At 72.8% G+C, this 18,832-nt stretch carries 15 protein-coding genes; 12 read left to right on the top strand and 3 right to left on the bottom strand.

Going from position 1 to position 18,832, the window contains the following annotated elements:
- Positions 1-22 precede the first annotated feature (22 nt).
- Positions 23-1,006 carry a class I SAM-dependent methyltransferase gene (locus AC5WRT_RS08985; protein WP_496092424.1) on the bottom strand — a complete coding sequence of 328 codons (984 nt, stop codon included), beginning with the start codon at positions 1,004-1,006 and terminating at the stop codon, positions 23-25.
- Between the two features lie 133 nt (positions 1,007-1,139).
- On the opposite strand from AC5WRT_RS08985, the gene cobT reads away from it, so the two are divergent.
- The 3 genes from cobT (at position 1,140) to AC5WRT_RS08970 (ending at position 4,926) form a co-directional block, all read left to right on the top strand.
- Positions 1,140-2,204, top strand: coding sequence for a nicotinate-nucleotide--dimethylbenzimidazole phosphoribosyltransferase (cobT, locus tag AC5WRT_RS08980; RefSeq protein ID WP_496092423.1), 1,065 nt, complete (start codon positions 1,140-1,142; stop codon positions 2,202-2,204).
- 148 nt (positions 2,205-2,352) lie between these two features.
- Positions 2,353-4,149 carry a phosphatidylglycerol lysyltransferase domain-containing protein gene (locus AC5WRT_RS08975; RefSeq protein WP_496092422.1) on the top strand — a complete coding sequence of 599 codons (1,797 nt, stop codon included), beginning with the start codon at positions 2,353-2,355 and terminating at the stop codon, positions 4,147-4,149.
- 9 nt (positions 4,150-4,158) lie between these two features.
- Positions 4,159-4,926, top strand: a complete 768-nt coding sequence (locus tag AC5WRT_RS08970; RefSeq protein ID WP_496092421.1) for a hypothetical protein — start codon at positions 4,159-4,161, stop codon at positions 4,924-4,926.
- Here AC5WRT_RS08970 and AC5WRT_RS08965 read toward each other — a convergent pair.
- On the bottom strand, positions 4,866-5,630 hold the full coding sequence (locus tag AC5WRT_RS08965) for a hypothetical protein (protein ID WP_496092420.1): 765 nt from the start codon (positions 5,628-5,630) through the stop codon (positions 4,866-4,868). The two genes, AC5WRT_RS08970 and AC5WRT_RS08965, sit on opposite strands and share 61 nt — an antisense overlap.
- 60 nt (positions 5,631-5,690) lie before the next feature.
- Here AC5WRT_RS08965 and AC5WRT_RS08960 point away from each other — a divergent pair, with 60 nt between their 5' ends.
- The 9 genes from AC5WRT_RS08960 to AC5WRT_RS08920 all read left to right on the top strand — a co-directional run bounded on the left by AC5WRT_RS08960 (position 5,691) and on the right by AC5WRT_RS08920 (position 18,419).
- Complete coding sequence (locus AC5WRT_RS08960; RefSeq protein WP_496092419.1) at positions 5,691-6,476, top strand: adenosylcobinamide-GDP ribazoletransferase; 786 nt, start codon at positions 5,691-5,693, stop codon at positions 6,474-6,476.
- Between the two features lie 30 nt (positions 6,477-6,506).
- Entirely contained in the window at positions 6,507-7,133 is a 627-nt protein-coding gene (locus AC5WRT_RS08955; protein ID WP_496100106.1) for an RDD family protein, read from the top strand.
- 589 nt (positions 7,134-7,722) lie between these two features.
- Positions 7,723-9,255: a leucyl aminopeptidase gene (locus tag AC5WRT_RS08950; protein ID WP_496092417.1), complete on the top strand. Its 1,533-nt coding sequence runs from the start codon at positions 7,723-7,725 to the stop codon at positions 9,253-9,255.
- Positions 9,256-9,559: 304 nt separating this feature from the next.
- Positions 9,560-10,948 (top strand): dihydrolipoyl dehydrogenase, encoded by a 1,389-nt coding sequence (gene lpdA, locus AC5WRT_RS08945; RefSeq protein ID WP_496092416.1) that lies wholly within the window; start codon positions 9,560-9,562, stop codon positions 10,946-10,948.
- Between the two features lie 61 nt (positions 10,949-11,009).
- Positions 11,010-12,767 (top strand): 2-oxoglutarate dehydrogenase, E2 component, dihydrolipoamide succinyltransferase, encoded by a 1,758-nt coding sequence (gene sucB / locus AC5WRT_RS08940; protein ID WP_496100105.1) that lies wholly within the window; start codon positions 11,010-11,012, stop codon positions 12,765-12,767.
- A gap of 299 nt (positions 12,768-13,066) precedes the next feature.
- Positions 13,067-13,690: a GntR family transcriptional regulator gene (locus AC5WRT_RS08935; protein ID WP_496092414.1), complete on the top strand. Its 624-nt coding sequence runs from the start codon at positions 13,067-13,069 to the stop codon at positions 13,688-13,690.
- Between the two features lie 280 nt (positions 13,691-13,970).
- On the top strand, positions 13,971-16,673 hold the full coding sequence (aceE, locus tag AC5WRT_RS08930) for a pyruvate dehydrogenase (acetyl-transferring), homodimeric type (RefSeq protein WP_496092413.1): 2,703 nt from the start codon (positions 13,971-13,973) through the stop codon (positions 16,671-16,673).
- Positions 16,674-16,750: 77 nt separating this feature from the next.
- Complete coding sequence (locus tag AC5WRT_RS08925; protein WP_496092412.1) at positions 16,751-17,833, top strand: helix-turn-helix transcriptional regulator; 1,083 nt, start codon at positions 16,751-16,753, stop codon at positions 17,831-17,833.
- A gap of 67 nt (positions 17,834-17,900) precedes the next feature.
- A complete protein-coding gene (locus AC5WRT_RS08920) occupies positions 17,901-18,419 on the top strand; it encodes a DUF4240 domain-containing protein (RefSeq protein ID WP_496092649.1) in 519 nt (172 codons plus the stop codon).
- Between the two features lie 10 nt (positions 18,420-18,429).
- On the opposite strand, the gene AC5WRT_RS08915 is transcribed toward AC5WRT_RS08920, so the two are convergent.
- Positions 18,430-18,678, bottom strand: coding sequence for a hypothetical protein (locus AC5WRT_RS08915; RefSeq protein ID WP_496092411.1), 249 nt, complete (start codon positions 18,676-18,678; stop codon positions 18,430-18,432).
- Positions 18,679-18,832 lie beyond the last annotated feature (154 nt).

Below are 18,832 nucleotides of genomic sequence, written 5' to 3'. Positions count from 1 at the left end.
CCGGCCCGCCACGCACCCGTGGTCAGCCACGGTCCTTGCGGGCCACGATTCTGTAGGCGTTGGAAAACGGTGTGCGGCGGCTCAGGGGCGCCAGAAGGTGGTCCAGTACCGAGGCCAGGGCCCGCGCGGGCACCAGCGCGGCGCTCATCAGGGGATGCCCGGCCGAGGCCAGGGCCAGGGCGCCTGACAGGTCGTAGGGCAGGTGGGGGTCCCTGCGGTCGGTCACGAGGACCGTGCAGCCCAGCGACTCCAGCTCCGCGCGCAGGTTGGCCAGGGGCATCAGGTGAAGGTGGCGGGGCTGGCCGTACGGAACCCACCATCTGCCGAGCAATGCGGCGAACACGCTGCGGGGGTCGGCGGCTTCGACGACGAGGTGGCCGCCGGGGCGCAGGGCCGTGAGCGCGGCGCGGAGTTCTGCGCGCGGGTCGGGCGTGTGCTCCAGATGGCGGAACATGCTGACCACGTCGTAGCGGCAGCGCAGCCGGGCCGCCATGCCGGACGTGGCGAGGTGACCGCGGTGGGCCTCCTCGATCCGTTCCTCCAGCTGGGCCTGCTGCACCCGGGCGGTCGGGTCCAGGCCGTCGAAGCTCGTATACGGGAAGATCTCCTTCGCCGCCTCGGGGAAGCGGGCGTGGCCCGTGCCCACGTCCAGCCAGCTCTCCGCCTCGGCCAGCGCCGACAGCCTCCGGGCGGTGGCCCGGTGCCGCCGGCGCACCGCGCGGGCGGACAGGACGCGGTCGGTGAACTCTTCCAGCTGCCGTTCGCAGAGGTCCCGGTGGAAGAAGGCGAACCCTTCCGCCGTGAGCCGGGGGTTCTGGAAGACGTGGGCGCAGTCGCGGCACTCGTCGAGGGCGAACCGGCCCGGCCGGTGCCGCAGCGGGTCCCTCGCGCGCACCCGGGTGCGCAGGCGCGGGGAGCCGCACCAGGGGCACTCCTCCCGGCGCGGTTCGAGGAACGGGTCGCAGGACCGCGGGAGGGGCGGCGGCGTGAACGGCGAGGTCGGCATGGGCGGCTCCCTGAGCGACATTCCTCGGCAAACCGGAACGTATGGGATCGCGATCTTGGGTGCAACGACGCCGCGGGGGTGTGGTGGCCATGTGGCGCGGAAGCGTTCGTGTGCTGGCGGTACTGTTCGGCGAATGAGCAGGCTTAATCTGGACGACTTCACCGATCTGATCGAGCGCCCGGACGGGGGCGTGCGCCGTGACGCCGAGGCCCGTCGGGAGCGCCGGATCGTGCCGCCCGGGGCGTTGGGCCGCCTCGACGAGCTGGGCGAGTGGCTGGCCGCCGCGCAGAGTGCCGTACCGGTACGGACCGTGGACCGGCCGAAGGTGATCCTCTTCGCCGGTGACCACGGCATCGCCGAACTGGGGGTCTCGGCGCGCCCCGCGGGCAGTGCGGAGCAGCTGGTGCGGGCCGTGCTGGAGGGCGCGAGCCCGGTGTCCGTGCTGGCGCGGCGGCTTCAGGTACCTGTGCGGATCGTGGACATGGCCCTGGACTGCGCGCCGGACGCCTTCCCCGAGGACGTCGTACGGCACCGCGTGCGGCGCGGCAGCGGCCGTATCGACATCGAGGACGCGCTCACCGAGGACGAGGCCGAGGCGGCGCTGCGCGCGGGTGTGGCCGTCGCCGACGAGGAGGCCGACTCGGGTACGGACCTGGTGGTGCTCGGTGACATCAGCGTGGGCGGCACCACGGCGGCGGCGGTGCTGATCGCCGCGCTGTGCGGGACCGACGCGTCGGTGGTGACCGGGCGGGGCGGGCTCGCGATCGACGATCTGGCCTGGATGCGCAAGTGCGCGGCGATCCGGGACGCACTGAGGCGGGCGCGGCCGGTGCTCGGGGACCAGGTGCAGTTGCTGGCCGCCGTGGGCGGGGCCGACCTCGCGGCGATGACCGGGTTCCTGTTGCAGTGCGCGGTGCGGAAGCTGCCGGTGGTACTCGACGGGGTGGTGGCGGCGGCGTGTGCGCTGGTCGCCCAGCGCGTCGCCTTCCGGGCGCCGGACTGGTGGCTGGCCGGACACGACAGCGAGGAGCCGGGGCAGGCGAAGGCGCTGGACCGGATGGCCCTGGAGCCGCTGCTGAAGCAGGGCGTGAAGGTCGGCGAGGGAGCGGGGGCGTTGCTCGCACTGCCGTTGGTGCGGGCCGCGGCGGCGTTGGCCGCGGAGCTTCCCGAGAGGGAGCCGGCGGAGAAGAACGAGTAGCCGGCTGCGGCGAGTTCGGCACCGCCGGATCCGCCGTGACCGACGGCCGATCCGGGCACGAGGGCCGCCCGGCGCAAAAGCGTACGCACAGCACACGCACGGTTCCGATGTGCGGTTCGCCAGGACAGCCCCCATATGATCCTTCCTCATGGGAGATGCCCGAATTGCCGTGCCGCAGCAAGCCGAACCGGGGCGCCCGGGTGAGGAGGGGCGGCGGCCCGGCGGGGCCTCGCGACGGGCCGCCGCCGTCGCCGTCTGGTATCTGCGGACCGTCGCCTTCATCAACTTCCTCAGCGCGGTGTGGGTCTCGCTCGGCCAGGACGTGCGCCGGCACAACCAAGACGACTTCTTCACGCCGTACCTGCTGACGGCCGGCTTCGCCTCGGGCGTGTTCACCGCGTTCCTGGCGATCACCATGCGCCGCCGCAAGCGGGCCGCGTGGATCCTGAACCTGGTGCTCAGCGGGGCCTTTCTCGCCCTGTTCGCGTTCGCCACGGCGTTCCCGGAGATCCGGCGGTACCCGCAGAACTGGGTCTCGCTGGGGCTGACGGCCGTGTTCGTCGGCGCGCTGCTCGTGGGCCGGCGGGAGTTCTACGCCAAGGGCGACCGCTCCAACCCCCGGCTCGCGGCGTCGGTCGCCGTCGGCGGCGGGCTGGTCGCGAGCCTGCTGGCCGGGCTGCTGGTGACGGTCACCAACCAGGCGCCCGACGCCGCCCGTTCGACGTTCCTGGAGCGCTGGCACTACGGCACCCTGCGCCTGGTCTCGGTGGCCGCCGACGAATCGCGCTTCCCCGCGATCTCCCCACCGAACTGGGCGAACGTCACCGTCAACGTGCTCAGTACCGCGCTCGTCCTCGCCGTGTTCTACGCCGCGTTCCGCTCCCGGCGCGCCGTCGACCCGCTCACCGAGGACGACGAGAAGCAGCTGCGGGCCCTGCTGGACCGGCACGGCGACCGGGACTCGCTGGGCTACTTCGCGCTGCGCCGGGAGAAGAGCGTGGTGTGGTCACCCACGGGCAAGGCGGCCGTCGCCTACCGGGTGGTGGGCGGGGTGAGCCTGGCCTCCGGGGATCCGCTCGGGGATCCGGAGGCCTGGCCGGGGGCGATCGCGCGATGGTTGGCCAAGGCGCGGGAGCACGGCTGGATCCCGGCGGTGATGGGGGCGAGCGAGGAGGCCGGGACCATCTACGCCCGGCACGGTCTCGACGCCCTCGAACTCGGCGACGAGGCGATCGTGGAGGTCGTCGACTTCACGCTGGAGGGCCGGGCGATGCGCACGGTCCGGCAGGCGTACAACCGGGTGAAGCGGGCCGGGTACGAGGTGCGGATCCGGCGGCACGAGGGCATCCCGGCAAACGAGATGGCGCATCTCGTCGAGCGTGCGGACGACTGGCGGGACGGCGCGACCGAGCGCGGGTTCAGCATGGCGCTCGGCCGGCTCGGAGACCCCGAGGACGGGCAGTGCGTGATGCTGGAGTGCACCGACGCCGAGGGCAGGCTGCGGGCGCTGCTGTCCTTCGTGCCGTGGGGGCCGCACGGCCTGTCCCTGGACCTGATGCGCCGCGACCGGGACTCCGACAACGGGCTGATGGAGTTCATGGTCATCGAGCTGCTGCGGCGGGCCGACGAGATCGGGATCACCCAGGTGTCGCTCAACTTCGCGATGTTCAGGTCGGTCTTCGAACGCGGCGCGCGTATCGGTGCCGGTCCGGTGCTGAGGCTGTGGAGGTCGCTGCTCAGCTTCTTCTCCCGCTGGTGGCAGATCGAGTCGCTGTACCGCGCCAACGCCAAGTACCGGCCCATCTGGGAGCCGCGGTTCCTGCTCTTCGAGAAGAGCGCGGACCTGCTGCGCATCGGCCTCGCCTCGGCCCGCGCGGAGGGCTTCCTGGAGGCGCCGGGACTCCCGAAGTGGCTGCACCGCAGGCACCTGGACACACACCGATGAGGAACGCCGATGAGATCGCTCGCCCGCTGGGCGCGTGACGAGTGGGGGCCGCTGTACGTCACCGTTCAGGCGGCCCTGCTGAGGCGGCGCCCGTGGGCGGCGCCGATGACGCTCGGCGCGGTCTGTCTGACGGCCCTGCTGCAGTACGTGCAGAACCGGCCGTGGGGCTACCAGTTCGTGCAGGACGTGGGCGCCGTACGGGCCGAGGACCCGCTGTGGCTGGCCCTGCTGCGCACTCCCCTGTCACTGTTCGTGCCGGCGCTGGATCTGCCGGTGTGGGGTGCGCTGGCCCAGATCCTGCTGGTGTTCGGCGTCGCCGAGGCGTGCATCGGCTGGTGGCGGACCCTGGTCATCGCGTACGCCGCCACACTCGCCGGGACGCTGTACGCGCGCATCGGCATCTCGCTCGGCGCGCACGCCCCGTTCGGGCTGCCGTGGACGGACGCGCAGGTGGTGGACACCGGCCCCTCGGCGGCCGTGGTGGGGCTCGCGGTGTATGCGAGCTGGCGCCACGCCGCGTACGTCACCTCGGGCGCGGTGACGCTGGCGATGGTCGCCGAGGTGCTGGTCAAGGAGAACCTGGCGGGCAAGGAGCATCTGGCCGCGCTGATGGCCGTCGGGCTGATCTGCCTCGCGGTGGCGGTACGGCACCGCTACGCGCCGGGGCTGCGGCTCCGGTTGCGGTCCGGGTACGGCCGCCCGCTGCGGCTGTGCGCTCAGCGGCGGTCGGGCAGCCGGGCCGGGCGCGGGTCGGGTCTGCCGCCGATCCAGTCCTGAACGACGCGGCGCGGCCTGGCCCAGCGGCGGTCGTGGCGGTAGGCGCGCAGCGCGGCCTTGGCACGCGCCCGGGGCCGGCGGCCGTAGAAGCGGCGGGCCCAGGGAGAGCCCGGGCGGGCCAGCCGTACGGCGCCGATCAGCGCGACCAGCGGCACGATCGCCCCGAACACCGCGACGCGGGCCTTGCCCTTGCTCAGGGCGACCAGCGCGAAGAGGAAGTTCATGACGATGGTGGTCAGAGCGCTGCCCCGGTCCTGGAGTTCCTGCTGGGACAGGTCGTTGACGCCGAACGGGGAGAACCCGGCGAGCAGCAGCCCGCCGAGCGCGGCGACGAGCACCACGATCTCGACGCTCTTGCGGCCCTCCTCGCTCCAGTAGACGTCGTCCAGATGGAGGATCAGCGCGAACTCGTCCAGGACGAGACCGACGCCGACCCCGAAGACCACGGCCGCGATGGCGCCGCCCGCGCCGCGCCGGTCGCTGGCGACCGCGCCGAACCCGCCGACGACGGTGAGCACGACGCCGGGCACCGCGTGGTGGATGTGCAGGCCGCCCGCCTTGACGTTCCGGAACGGCCCCTTGCCGGCCCGGATCAGCCGGGTGATCGCCCGGGTGACCACGAAGGTGAGCAGGAAGGCGCTGAGGGCGAGCAGCAGGGGAAGCTTCCCCGGTTCGAGGATGTTCCGTTCCCACCAGTGCCCCATATGCGCACTTTAGCCCTGGGTGCCCGAGGCGGCTCCGCGACCGCCGGGTAACCTTCGCCGGTGCCCAAGTCCTCCCCTCACGACGGCCTCCGCTTCGCCTTCGGCACCCTCACCGTGCTGCCCGTACGGGTGCGCCGCTGGGACCGGGACGCGGCACGCGGGGGCATGTTGAGCGCCCCGGTGGCCGGGCTGGCCGTCGGCGGCTCCGCCGCCGGGCTCGGCCTGCTGCTGCTCGCGCTCGGCGCCGGCCCGCTGCTCGCCGCCGTGGCCTCGGTCTCGGTGCCCGCCGCCCTGACCCGGGGACTGCACCTCGACGGCCTCGCCGACACCGCCGACGGCCTGGGCAGCGGCAAACCCGCCGAGGACGCGCTCAGGATCATGAAGCAGTCGGACATCGGCCCGTTCGGGGTCATCACCCTGGTCCTGGTTCTGCTGGCGCAGGTCGCCGTCCTGGCCCAGCTGTACGGCGCCTCCTGGACCCGGGGTGCCATGGCCGCCGTCGTCTCCGCCGTCGCCGCCCGCCTCGCCCTCACCCAGGCCGCCCGTACCGGCGTGCCGGCCGCCCGCCCGGAGGGATTGGGTGCGGCGGTGGCCGGGGTGGTACCGGTGCCGGGGGCGCTGGCGGTCACGGCCGTGGTCACGCTCGGCTCGGCCACGTGGGGCGGTGCCTTCGGCCCCTACGACGCTGTGCGCGCGGCTGCCGCGGTCCTGCTCGCCCTGGCCGCTGCCGAACTCCTGCTCCACCGCTGCGTCCGTCGCTTCGGCGGGGTGACCGGGGACGTCTTCGGCGCGCTGGCGGAGACGGCGGCCACGGCCGCGCTCGTCGTGCTGTCGCTGGGCCGATAGGCTTCTCAGCCGTACACGGACACATGAGCTGTGATTCGGGGGACATCCGTGCTCACCCTGCGCCGCGCGCTGGCCTGGTTCATCGACTTCCTCCTGGTGGCGGGGGCAGCCGCTCTCCTCGCCTTCCTCACCTTCCACAGGATCACCGCGCTGGTCACCGACGTGCCCGAGCTGGCGGCGAAGGGCGGCCTCGACCTCGTCAGCTCGCGCGGTGACGTCCTCGGCGCCTCCGAGCACCTCGGCGTGTCGGTGTGGGCCACGATCGTGCTCGACGTGGAGGAGGCCTTCGGCGCGCTCGTCGTCGTCGCGTTCCTCTACCAGTGGGCCTGCGTCGCGCTGCTCGGCCGCACCCTCGGCAAGGGCATGCTCGGCCTGCGCGTCACCCCGCGGCTGTCCCGGCACGCGCTGCGCCGGGCCGCCGTCACCACCGCCGCCGACGTCGCGGTGTACGCGCTGGCCTGTGTGCTGCTGGTCGAGGGGAAGTTCGTGCCGGCGGTGCTGGTCTGGGCGGTCGCCGTACTGCTGTTCCTGGTCAACGCGCTGACCGTGTTCTTCCCCGGCCGCCGCTCCCTCGCCGACCGGCTCGCCGGCACCTCCGTCGTGGGCGCCCTGCAGCGGGCGGAGCCCGGCCCGGCGGGCTGCGTGCCCCAGGGGTGAGCGCCGGCGCAGCGCACGACGGCGCCCCGCTCCCGTAACGGCACCGGCCGCATACGCGGGGTGCGGCGCGGTGCCGTGGTTCGGCACGAGCGGACCGTGGCCGAGCGCGCGGCCGGTCGCTCACGGGCCCCGAACTCCCCGCCCTGGCGCCCACGTGGACCAGGAACAGGCCGGGGGGACACCGTACCGGTGCGGTGGTGGTCGGATCGCCAAACGTGCGCGTAGGGCCCGCGAGGCGGTCGCCGTGCAGCTCGCCCGAGTCACGCTCCGGTTCCGTGGCCGCCGACGCGCCGGGCGGGAAGGTTCCCCTCCACGGGCCGGCGGACGGACGGGCCGCCGGAACGCGACGGCTGCGGCTCGCCCGGCGGCGCAGGGGGCGGAAGTGACCACGACGCCACACACAGGTGAACGTCAGCGGGACCGAGCGAACGCGCGCACGCGCGTAGTCTCGTCCCGGGTGTTCGCCGACAGGGTGAAGGCCCCGGTTGCCACTGCGCCCGGGCATGGACCTAGGGTCGGCTGTCGGGCCCGGTCGACCCACCCCACTTCGGCCACAGCAACTTCACATCGGAAGCGAGAATTCACCACCGTGACTGCTCTGACTCTCAGCACCGCAGCGGCGCCCGGCCTGCGGGCCGACGCGATCGTGATCGGTGTCGCCAAGGGCACCAAGGGGCCCGTCGTCGCGCCGGGCGCCGAGGCCGTGGACAAGGCGTACGACGGCAGGCTGGCCGGCGTCCTGGACACCCTCGGCGCCTCGGGTGCCGAGGGCGAGCTGACGAAACTGCCCGCCCCTGCCGGCTTCAAGGCGCCGCTCGTGGTGGCGGTCGGCCTGGGCGAGGAGCCGGACGCCAAGAGTGACGAGGGCTACGACTCCGACGCGCTGCGCAAGGCCGTCGGTGTGGCCGCCCGGGCGCTCGCCGGCTCCCGGAAGGCCGCGTTCGCGCTGCCCGTCGACAGTCCCGGCGCGGTCGGTGCCATCGCCGAGGGCATCCTGCTCGGCGCGTACTCCTTCGACGTCTACAAGGAGAACGCGAACGGCGGGAAGGCCAAGAACGGCAAGGCGCCGCTGGCCGAGGCCGCGCTGCTCGGCGGCAAGCCGCGCGACGCCTCCCACAAGGGGGCCGTCGCCCGCGCCGTCGCCGTCGCCGAGGAGCTGAACCGCGCCCGCGACCTGATCAACACCCCGCCGAACGACCTGACCCCCGCCGCCTTCGCCGGTATCGCGCAGGCCGCGGCCAAGGAACACGGCATCAAGGTGCAGGTGCTCGACGAGAAGGCCCTGGCCAAGGGCGGCTACGGCGGCATCCTCGGCGTCGGCGGCGGCTCCGCGGCCGCGCCGCGCCTGGTGAAGCTGTCGTACACCCACCCGAAGGCGGCCAAGCACCTCGCCTTCGTCGGCAAGGGCATCACCTACGACTCGGGCGGCATCTCGCTGAAGCCGGCCGGGCACAACGAGACGATGAAATGCGACATGAGCGGCGCCGCCGCCGTGTTCGCCGCGGTCGTCGCCGCCGCCCGCCTCGGCCTGGAGGTCAACGTCACCGGCTGGCTGGCGCTGGCCGAGAACATGCCGTCCGGCTCCGCCGTGCGCCCGGGTGACGTGCTGCGCATGTACAGCGGCAAGACCGTGGAGGTCCTCAACACCGACGCCGAGGGCCGACTGGTCCTCGGCGACGCGCTGTGGGCGGCCTCGCAGGAGAACCCGGACGCGATCGTGGACGTCGCGACCCTCACCGGCGCGATGATGCTGGCGCTGGGCAGCCGGACGTTCGGCGTCATGGCCAACGACGACGCGTTCCGCTCCGCCGTGCACGAGGCGGCGGAGGAGGTCGGCGAGCCGGCCTGGCCGATGCCGCTGCCGGAACACCTGCGCAAGGGCATGGAGTCCCAGGTCGCCGACATCGCGAACATGGGCGAGCGGATGGGCGGCGGGCTGGTCGCCGGTCTCTTCCTGCGCGAGTTCGTGGGCGAGGGGATCACCTGGGCGCACCTCGACATCGCCGGCCCGGCGTTCAACGAGGGCGGCCCGTTCGGCTACACACCGAAGGGCGGCACGGGCACGGCCGTGCGGACGCTCGTGCGGCTCGCCGAGCTGACCGCCGCGGGCGATCTGGGGTAGCCCACCCACCCCGTTCGACTGCCTGTTCCCCGGCTCCGCCGCGTGGGGCCGATCGCGCCCACGCGGCGGAGCCGCATGTCGAGTGCGGCCCGCGCCACCGGCGGTACCGCCCTCTCGTTCGTTTCACGTGAACGTGGGACGTCTCACCCCCGGCCCGGCGTCTCGATCCCGTCCGACAAGTGCAAAGATGGAGCCCGGCAGGACAGGGCCCCCACCGAAGGGCCGAAGCATCAAGCGGCCGGACACCAGCCGCCAGCCGGTCACAGGAGACCGGCGTACGGCGCACATGCATGGAGGACGTGACGTGGCGAACGACGCCAGCACCGTTTTCGACCTAGTGATCCTCGGCGGTGGTAGCGGTGGTTACGCCGCGGCCCTGCGCGGGGCGCAGCTGGGCCTGGACGTCGCCCTGATCGAGAAGGACAAGGTCGGCGGTACCTGCCTGCACCGGGGTTGCATCCCCACCAAGGCCCTGCTGCACGCGGGCGAGATCGCCGACCAGGCCCGCGAGAGCGAGCAGTTCGGTGTGAAGGCCACCTTCGAGGGCATCGACGTCGCCGCAGTCCACAAGTACAAGGACGGCGTGATCGCCGGCCTGTACAAGGGTCTGCAGGGTCTGATCGCGTCCCGCAAGGTGACGTACGTCGAGGGCGAGGGCCGGCTGTCCTCCCCCACCTCCGTGGACGTGAACGGCCGGCGGATCCAGGGCCGCCACGTGCTGCTGGCGACCGGCTCCGTGCCGAAGTCGCTGCCGGGCCTGGAGATCGACGGCAACCGGATCATCTCCTCCGACCACGCCCTCGTCCTGGACCGCGTGCCGAAGTCCGCGATCATCCTGGGCGGCGGTGTCATCGGCGTCGAGTTCGCCTCGGCGTGGAAGTCCTTCGGTGCCGACGTCACCGTCATCGAGGGCCTCAAGCACCTCGTCCCGGTCGAGGACGAGAACTCCTCGAAGCTGCTGGAGCGCGCGTTCCGCAAGCGCGGCATCAAGTTCAACCTCGGCACCTTCTTCCAGAAGGCCGAGTACACCCAGGACGGCGTGAAGGTCACCCTGGCGGACGGCAAGGAGTTCGAGGCCGAGGTCCTCCTCGTCGCCGTCGGCCGTGGCCCGGTCTCGCAGGGCCTGGGCTACGAGGAGCAGGGCGTGGCCATGGACCGCGGCTACGTCCTGGTCGACGAGTACATGCGGACCAACGTCCCGACGATCTCCGCCGTCGGTGACCTCGTCCCGACACTCCAGCTCGCGCACGTCGGCTTCGCCGAGGGCATCCTGGTGGCGGAGCGTCTGGCCGGTCTGAAGGTCGTTCCGATCGACTACGACGGTGTCCCGCGGGTGACGTACTGCCACCCGGAGGTCGCCTCCGTCGGCATCACCGAGGCCAAGGCCAAGGAGATCTACGGCGCGGACAAGGTCGTCGCCCTGAAGTACAACCTGGCGGGCAACGGAAAGAGCAAGATCCTCAACACCTCGGGCGAGATCAAGCTCGTCCAGGTGAAGGACGGTGCCGTGGTCGGCGTCCACATGGTCGGCGACCGCATGGGCGAGCAGGTCGGCGAGGCCCAGCTGATCTACAACTGGGAAGCGCTGCCGGCCGAGGTCGCCCAGCTCATCCACGCCCACCCGACGCAGAGCGAGGCGATGGGCGAGGCGCACCTGGCGCTCGCCGGCAAGCCGCTGCACTCCCACGACTGAGCCTTCGGTCAACGGGCGCGACGACACAGACTTCCGCAATTCGTTAGGAGCAACCGAAACCATGGCGGTTTCCGTAACCCTTCCGGCGCTCGGCGAGAGCGTCACCGAGGGCACTGTCACCCGCTGGCTGAAGGCCGAGGGCGAACGCGTCGAGGCCGACGAGCCGCTGCTCGAGGTCTCCACCGACAAGGTCGACACCGAGATCCCCTCGCCGGCCTCCGGCGTGCTGGCCTCCATCAAGGTCGCCGAGGACGAGACGGTCGAGGTCGGCGCCGAGCTGGCCGTCATCGACGACGGCACGGGTGCGCCCGCCGCCGCCCCGGCCCCGGCGGTCGAGGAGGTGCCGGCTCCCCCGGCCGAGCCCACCCCGGCCCCGGCCGCCGAGGCTCCGGCCGCCCCGGCCGGTGGTGCCCAGGGCACGGACGTGGTCCTGCCCGCGCTCGGCGAGTCCGTCACCGAGGGCACCGTCACCCGCTGGCTGAAGGCCGTCGGTGACTCCGTCGAGGCCGACGAGCCGCTGCTCGAGGTCTCCACCGACAAGGTCGACACCGAGATCCCGGCGCCCGCCTCCGGCGTGCTGCTGGAGATCGTGGTGAACGAGGACGAGACCGCCGAGGTCGGCGCCAGGCTCGCCGTCATCGGTGCCCCCGGCGCCGCCCCGGCCGCCGCTCCGGCTCCGGCCGCCCCGGCCCCCGCCGCCGCTGCCCCGGCCGCTCCGGCCCCGGCTCCGACGCCCGCCCCTGCGGCTCCGGCGCCCGCCCCTGCGGCTGCGGCCCCCGCCGCCCCGGCCCAGCCCGCGGCTCCGGCGCCCGCCCCGGCCCCGGTCACCCCGGCCACCGCGCCGACCTCCCCGACCGCCACCCAGGCGACGGACGAGGGCGCCTACGTGACCCCGCTGGTGCGCAAGCTCGCCGCCGAGAACGGCGTCGACCTGTCCGCCGTCAAGGGCACGGGTGTCGGCGGCCGTATCCGCAAGCAGGACGTCCTCGCCGCCGCCGAGGCCGCGAAGGCCGCCGCCGCTGCCCCGGCGCCCGCCGCCGCTGCTGTGGCTGCCGGTGGCCCCGCCGCCAGGAAGGCCCCGGCGCTGGAGGTCTCCCCGCTGCGCGGCCAGACCGTCAAGATGACCCGCATCCGCAAGGTCATCGGCGACAACATGGTCAAGGCGCTGCACGAACAGGCCCAGCTGTCGTCGGTCGTCGAGGTCGACGTCACCCGCCTGATGAAGCTGCGCGCCCGGGCCAAGGACTCCTTCGCCGCGCGCGAGGGCGTCAAGCTCTCCCCGATGCCGTTCTTCGTCAAGGCGGCGGCCCAGGCGCTGAAGGCCCACCCGGTCATCAACGCGAAGATCAACGAGGCCGAGGGCACGATCACCTACTTCGACACCGAGAACATCGGTATCGCGGTGGACTCCGAGAAGGGCCTGATGACCCCGGTCATCAAGCACGCCGGCGACCTCAACATCGCGGGCATCGCCAAGGCCACGGCGGAGCTGGCCGGCAAGGTCCGCGCCAACAGGATCACCCCGGACGAGCTGTCCGGCGCGACCTTCACCATCTCCAACACCGGTTCGCGCGGCGCCCTGTTCGACACGATCATCGTGCCGCCGGGCCAGGTCGCGATCCTCGGCATCGGTGCCACGGTCAAGCGCCCGGCGGTCATCGAGACCGAGGAGGGCACGGTCATCGGCGTCCGCGACATGACCTACCTGACCCTCTCCTACGACCACCGCCTGGTCGACGGCGCCGACGCGGCCCGTTACCTGACGGCGGTCAAGGCGATCCTGGAGGCGGGCGAGTTCGAGGTCGAGCTGGGCCTGTAGTCGCCGGTCACGCGACGCATCGGTGCCCCTGTCTGGGAAGTTCCGGACAGGGGCACCGCCCGTTGGGGGGGCACGGTCCGCGACGGGCTCGGGGCCGTGTCGATGTGCGGTTCCGCCCCGCGGAGCAGCCCGCCCCCGTACGGTCCGCAGCCACCCGAATACGGACGGACCCGTGCCCGAACGCACCACGGACACCGTGTGCGCCTCGTCTCACCTGCGCCAAAGCGCCCCCGCGCGCCCTACCCGTGGAGCGAACCGGCCTTATTGTCTAAAGGTCAGCCCTCCCTAAGGAGCCCACAATGACCGCGCCCGTCGTCCACTCGCTGCGCGAACAGATCCGCGAGCACATCGTGGAGGGGATCGTCAGCGGGCGCTGGCAGCCGGGTGAGCGGATCGTGGAGCGGCGGATCGCCACCGAGCTGGAGGTCAGCCAGACGCCGGTGCGCGAGGCGCTGAGGGAGCTGGAGTCGCTGCGGCTGATCGAGTCCGCGCCCAACAAGGGCGTGCGCGTACGCAATCTGACCGCGGCGGACCTGGAGGAGAGCTACCCCGTCCGGGCCGGGCTGGAGGCGATCGCTGCGGAGCTGGCCGCCGACCGTCTCGCCGAGGACTGCTCGGCCCTGGAGCCGCACGTGCTGGCCCTGTACGAGGCCGACCGCAAGGGTGACGGCACGGCCCAGGTCCGCCACACGGTCGGCTTCCACCGGGAGCTGGTCCGCGCGGCGGACAACTCCGTGCTGCTGCACACCTGGGAGGGCCTCGGCATCGAGGTCTTCACCGCGCTGTCCATCCGGTGGCTGGGCACGGTCCAGCAGTCGTACGCGGAGGAGCACGAGGAGCTGGTGGCCGCCTTCAAGAGGCGGGACCCCCGCATCGCGGAGATCGTGAAGGCCCACGTGCTGGGCTGCGCTCCGCGCGCCTGACGGCGCCTGGATCAAGAGAGCACAGCCCCGCTCAGACGCCGCCTCACCTGCGAAAACAAGGCCATTCGGCGTCACCCGGTGCCATCGCCGAAGGCACGCCGTGCCTACTTTCTCGGAATCAAGACTTTTTCGACCTCAACCCTTTGATCGATCATCGATCAGGGAGTTACAGTCGCCGATGGACTTCCACAGAAGTCCAGCCCTGTCCTGCCAAAGACCAAGGGCACCCCCGAACCCCTTACCGATGAGGGAACCCCCTTCGACTGAGGAAGGCGGCGACATGACCGACCCCCACGCCATCCAGCCGAGCGCGCTCGACCAGCTCCCGGACCGCGACCCCGAGGAGACCGCCGAGTGGCAGGCCTCTTTGGACGCCGTCGCCAGGGAGGCCGGGCCGCACCGCGCCGCATACCTGATGCGCCGCACGCTGGAGCGCGCCGAGGCGGGCGGCGTCGCGCTGCCGAAGCTCCTCGAGACCGACTACGTCAACACCATCCCGACCGCCGCCGAGCCCGCGATGCCCGGCGACCCGGAGATGGAGGCCCGGATCACCGCGTGGAACCGCTGGAACGCGGCCGCGATGGTGACCCGTGGCGCCAAGCACGGTGTCGGCGGCCACATCGCCACCTTCGCCTCCGCCGCCTGGCTGTACGAGACCGGTTTCAACCACTTCTTCAAGGGCAAGGAGGGGGACGGCTCCGGCGACCAGCTGTACATCCAGGGCCACGCCTCCCCCGGCATCTACGCCCGCGCGTTCCTCGACGGCCGCCTGACCGAGGCGCACCTGGACAACTTCCGCCAGGAGGCCGGCGGCAACGGCCTGCCGTCGTATCCGCACCCGCGTCGCCTGCCCTGGCTGTGGGAGTTCCCGACGGTGTCGATGGGCCTCGGCCCGCTCTCGGCGATCTACCAGGCGCGCTTCAACCGCTACCTCACCAGCCGCGGCATCAAGGACGTCTCGTCCTCGCACGTGTGGGCGTTCCTCGGCGACGGTGAGATGGACGAGCCGGAGTCGACGGCGGCCCTCGCGCTCGCCGCACGTGAGGAGCTGGACAACCTCACCTTCGTCATCAACTGCAACCTGCAGCGCCTGGACGGCCCGGTCCGCGCCAACTTCAAGATCGTGCAGGAGCTGGAGGCCCAGTTCCGCGGCGCCGGCTGGAACGTCGTCAAGACGCTGTGGGGCACCGCCTGGGACGAGCTGTTCGCGCTCGACAGCACGGGCGCACTGGTACGGCGCCTGCGCGAGGTGCCGGACGCCCAGGTCCAGACGTACCAGACCCGCGACGCCGCCTACATCCGCGAGGACTTCTTCGGCAAGGACCCGGCGCTGGCCGAGATGGCCAAGCTGCTGAGCGACGACAAGATCCTCGAGTGCTTCCACCTCTCCCGCGGCGGTCACGAGGCGAGCAAGGTCTACGCCGCCTACAAGGCCGCCGTCGAGCACAAGGGCGCGCCGACCGTGATCCTGGCCCAGACGGTCAAGGGCCACACCCTCGGCGAGGGCTTCGCGTCGAAGAACGCCAACCACCAGATGAAGAAGCTGACGGTGGACGAGTTCAAGGCGATGCGCGACCGCCTGGACCTGCCGATCGAGGACAGCGACTTCGTCGACGGCGTGGTGCCCTACGGCCACCCGGGCGCCGACTCCCCCGAGGTCCGCTACCTCCAGGAGCGCCGCGCGGCCCTCGGCGGCCCCGCCCCGGCCCGCCGCACGCACGCCCTGGCCCCGCTGCCGGCCCCCGCCGAGAAGGCCTTCGCCGCCTTCGACAAGGGCTCCGGCTCGCAGAACGTGGCCACCACCATGGCCTTCGTCCGCCTGGTCAAGGACCTGGTCCGCGACAAGGAGACGGGCAGGCGGTGGGTGCCGATCGTCCCGGACGAGGCGCGCACCTTCGGCATGGAGTCGCTGTTCCCGTCGCTCGGCATCTACTCCCCCAAGGGCCAGACGTACGAGCCGGTCGACCGCGACCAGCTGATGTACTACAAGGAGGCCAAGAACGGCCAGATCCTCAACGAGGGGATCACCGAGGCCGGTTCGATGGCCGACTTCATCGCCGCCTCGACGTCGTACGCGACGCACGGCGAGGCGGTGATCCCGTTCTACATCTTCTACTCGATGTTCGGCTGGCAGCGCACCGCCGACCAGATGTGGCAGCTCGGCGACCAGCTCGGCCGTGGCTTCCTCGTCGGCGCGACCGCGGGCCGTACGACCCTGACGGGCGAGGGCCTGCAGCACGCCGACGGCCACTCCCCGGTCATCGCCGCCACCAACCCGGCCGCGCTGACGTACGACCCCGCGTTCGCGTACGAGATCGCGGTGATCGTCCGTGAGGGTCTGCGCCGGATGTACGGCGAGGCCAAGCCGGGCGAGGACCAGAACGTCTTCTACTACCTGACGGTCTACAACGAGCCGCTGCCGCAGCCCGCGAAGCCGCAGGGGCTCGGCATCGACGAGGGCATCGTCAAGGGCCTGTACCGCTTCAACACGGCGGAGTCCGCAGGGCTCTCCCCGGCCGCCAACGCCCCGCGCATCCAGCTGATGGGCTCGGGTACGGCGATCCACTGGGCGCTCGGGGCCCAGAAGCTGCTCGCCGAGGAGTGGGGAGTCGCGGCCGACGTGTGGTCCGCGACCTCCTGGACCGAGCTGCGCCGCGACGCGATGGAGGCGGACGCCGCCCTCCTGCGCGGTGAGGAGCGGGTGCCGTACGTCCGCCAGGCGCTCCAGAGCGCCGAGGGCCCGGTGCTGGCCGTGTCCGACTACATGCGCCAGGTCCCGGACCAGATCGCGCAGTGGGTGGAGCAGGACTGGTCCTCGCTGGGCGCCGACGGCTTCGGTCTGTCGGACACCCGTGACGCCGCCCGCCGCCACTTCGGCGTCGACGCCGAGTCGATCGTCGTCGCTGCCCTGGCCCAGCTCGCCAAGCGCGGCGAGGTGAAGGCCACGGCGGTCAAGGAGGCGCGGGAGAAGTACGGGCTGTAGGCCCGGGGTCCGGGGAAGGGGTACGGCCGCCGGCCGTACCCCTTCTGCTGTCGGTGGCCCCCGGCATCATGAAGGACATGCGTGCCGCCCGGCTCATCAAGATGGTGCTCCTCCTCCAGTCCCGGCCCGCGATGACCGCGGCCGAACTCGCGCGCGAGCTGGAGGTGTCGGAGCGGACGGTCTCCCGGGACGCGCAGGCACTGTCGGAGGCGGGCGTGCCGGTGTACGCGGACCGGGGGCGGGCCGGCGGGTACCGGCTGGTCGGCGGCTACCGGACGCGGCTGACGGGGTTGGCCAGGACCGAGGCCGAGGCGCTGTTCCTGAGCGGGGTGCCGGGGGCGCTGCGGGAGATGGGCCTGGCGGACGCCGCCTCCGCGGCCCGGCTGAAGGTGTCGGCGGCGCTGCTGCCGTCGCTGCGGAACGCCCCGGACAGCGCGGCCCAGCGGTTCCATCTGGACGCGCCGGCCTGGTTCCGGGAGCCGGAGACGCCCGCGCCGCTGCCGGCGCTCGCTCAGGCGGTGTGGGACGACCGCCGGGTCACCGCGCGCTACTACTACCGGCGCCCGGGCCCGGAGCCGGAGCGCCGCGCCGGTGCCGAGGAGCACGGGGGATCCCGGCGGAGTACCGGCAGAGCCGCGGACGAGGTGGAACGGCTGCTGGAACCGTACGGGCTCGTGCTGAAGGCGGGCGTCTGGTACCTGTGCGCGCGCGTGGCCGACGGCGGCTCCCGGCGGACCTACCGGATCGACCGGTTCAGTGCGGTGGAGCTTCTGGAGGAACGCTTCACGCGTGATCCGGACTTCGATCTGGCCGGCCACTGGACGGAGCAGGCCGCGCGGTTCGCACGGTCGATCCTGCGCGCCGAGGTCGTCGTGCGGCTGTCCCCGGAGGGTGTGCGCAGGCTGCGGTGGGCCGTCGATCCGGTGGCGGCGCGGGAGGCGCTGAGCGGGTCGGCCGAGCCCGACGGCTGCGGCTGGGTGACGGTGACGCTCCCGGTGGAGTCCGAGGAGGTCGCGCACGAACAGCTGACGGCGCTCGGGGCGGAGGTGGAGGTGCTGGCCCCGGGGAGCCTGCGGGAGCGGTTCGCCGGGGACGCCGCCCGGCTGGCCGCGCTGTACGGCGGTACGGACGGCGCGCCGGCCGGCCCGGACGCCGGATAACGATCCGCCGCACACCGGCGCACTCCGCGTGCGCCCCACCGGTGCAGGCCCGATGCTGGTGGACGTGATGGACGAGACGGAGTTCTGGGAGCTGATCGACGCCGCCCGCGAGGCCGCCGAGGGCGACCCCGAGGAACAGGCCGACGTGCTCGTCGACCGGCTGCTCCAGCTGGAGCCCGACATGATCCTGGACTTCGCCCGTCACTTCGAGGCCCGCTACAACCGCGCCTACCGCTGGGACGTGTGGGGCGCCGCCTGGGTGCTGCTGGACGGGGCCAGCGACGACGCGTTCGACTTCTTCCGCTGCTGGCTGATCGGCCAGGGCCGGGAGGTGTACGAGGGCGCCCTGCACGATCCCGACTCACTGGCGGAGATGCTGGACGAGTTCGACGAGGACATCGACGGCGACGGCGAGGAGCTGGGCTACGCGGCGGACGAGGCCTACGAGCAGCTGACCGGCACCGTCGCGCCCGACCTGGGCATCGCCCCGGCGCCCGCCGAACCGGAGGGCACCCCGCTGGACTTCGAGAACGAACGGGCGCTCGCGCAACGGTTCCCGCGGCTCTGGGACCGCTTCCGGGAGTAGCCGGCCCGGCTCAGCGGGCCGTGCGCCTGCGGGTGCTGTCGGCGGGCGGGCGGGTCGGCCTGCGTCCGGTCGGCCCGCGCAGCGAGGTGCGGCGGCGCGGCGTTGGCCTGGCCGAGGGCGACGCGGTCGCCGTGGGCGGGCCGAGGACGACGGTCGCCACCGCCCGGAGCACCACCCACGGGCCGCGCGCGGTCCGCGTCCGGTGCGCCCGCTCGGTGTCCGCGGCCCGGTTCCCGGCGTGCGTACGACTGCTGCTCATGGTCTCCACCTCCGGTCGGCCGGTGCTGTGCCCGGCCGTCGGGCGCGGGCCTCGGAGCGGGCTGTGCGGCGGCCCCAGGGCCTGTCGTCGAACTCCCGTCGTCCGCCCGAAGGAGGGGCCCAGCGGCCTCAGGTCCGTGCTCGCGGCGTGCCGG

The sequence above is a fragment of the Streptomyces sp. NTD91 genome (assembly GCF_059510455.1).
Note: the sequence above shows the minus strand (reverse complement) of the source record. Positions and strands in the feature narration are given on the sequence as shown.

Excerpts from the sequence above, each read along its gene's own strand:
- AC5WRT_RS08970 (WP_496092421.1), top strand. The coding sequence starts at position 4,159 with ATGAGATCGCTCGCCCGCTGGGCGCGTGACGAGTGGGGGCCGCTGTAC.
- aceE (WP_496092413.1), top strand. The coding sequence starts at position 13,971 with ATGACCGACCCCCACGCCATCCAGCCGAGCGCGCTCGACCAGCTCCCG.
- AC5WRT_RS08985 (WP_496092424.1), bottom strand. The coding sequence starts at position 1,006 with ATGCCGACCTCGCCGTTCACGCCGCCGCCCCTCCCGCGGTCCTGCGAC.
- AC5WRT_RS08965 (WP_496092420.1), bottom strand. The coding sequence starts at position 5,630 with ATGGGGCACTGGTGGGAACGGAACATCCTCGAACCGGGGAAGCTTCCC.
- cobT (WP_496092423.1), top strand. The coding sequence starts at position 1,140 with ATGAGCAGGCTTAATCTGGACGACTTCACCGATCTGATCGAGCGCCCG.
- AC5WRT_RS08935 (WP_496092414.1), top strand. The coding sequence starts at position 13,067 with ATGACCGCGCCCGTCGTCCACTCGCTGCGCGAACAGATCCGCGAGCAC.
- sucB (WP_496100105.1), top strand. The coding sequence starts at position 11,010 with ATGGCGGTTTCCGTAACCCTTCCGGCGCTCGGCGAGAGCGTCACCGAG.
- AC5WRT_RS08925 (WP_496092412.1), top strand. The coding sequence starts at position 16,751 with ATGCGTGCCGCCCGGCTCATCAAGATGGTGCTCCTCCTCCAGTCCCGG.
- AC5WRT_RS08915 (WP_496092411.1), bottom strand. The coding sequence starts at position 18,678 with ATGAGCAGCAGTCGTACGCACGCCGGGAACCGGGCCGCGGACACCGAG.
- AC5WRT_RS08975 (WP_496092422.1), top strand. The coding sequence starts at position 2,353 with ATGGGAGATGCCCGAATTGCCGTGCCGCAGCAAGCCGAACCGGGGCGC.
- AC5WRT_RS08920 (WP_496092649.1), top strand. The coding sequence starts at position 17,901 with ATGGACGAGACGGAGTTCTGGGAGCTGATCGACGCCGCCCGCGAGGCC.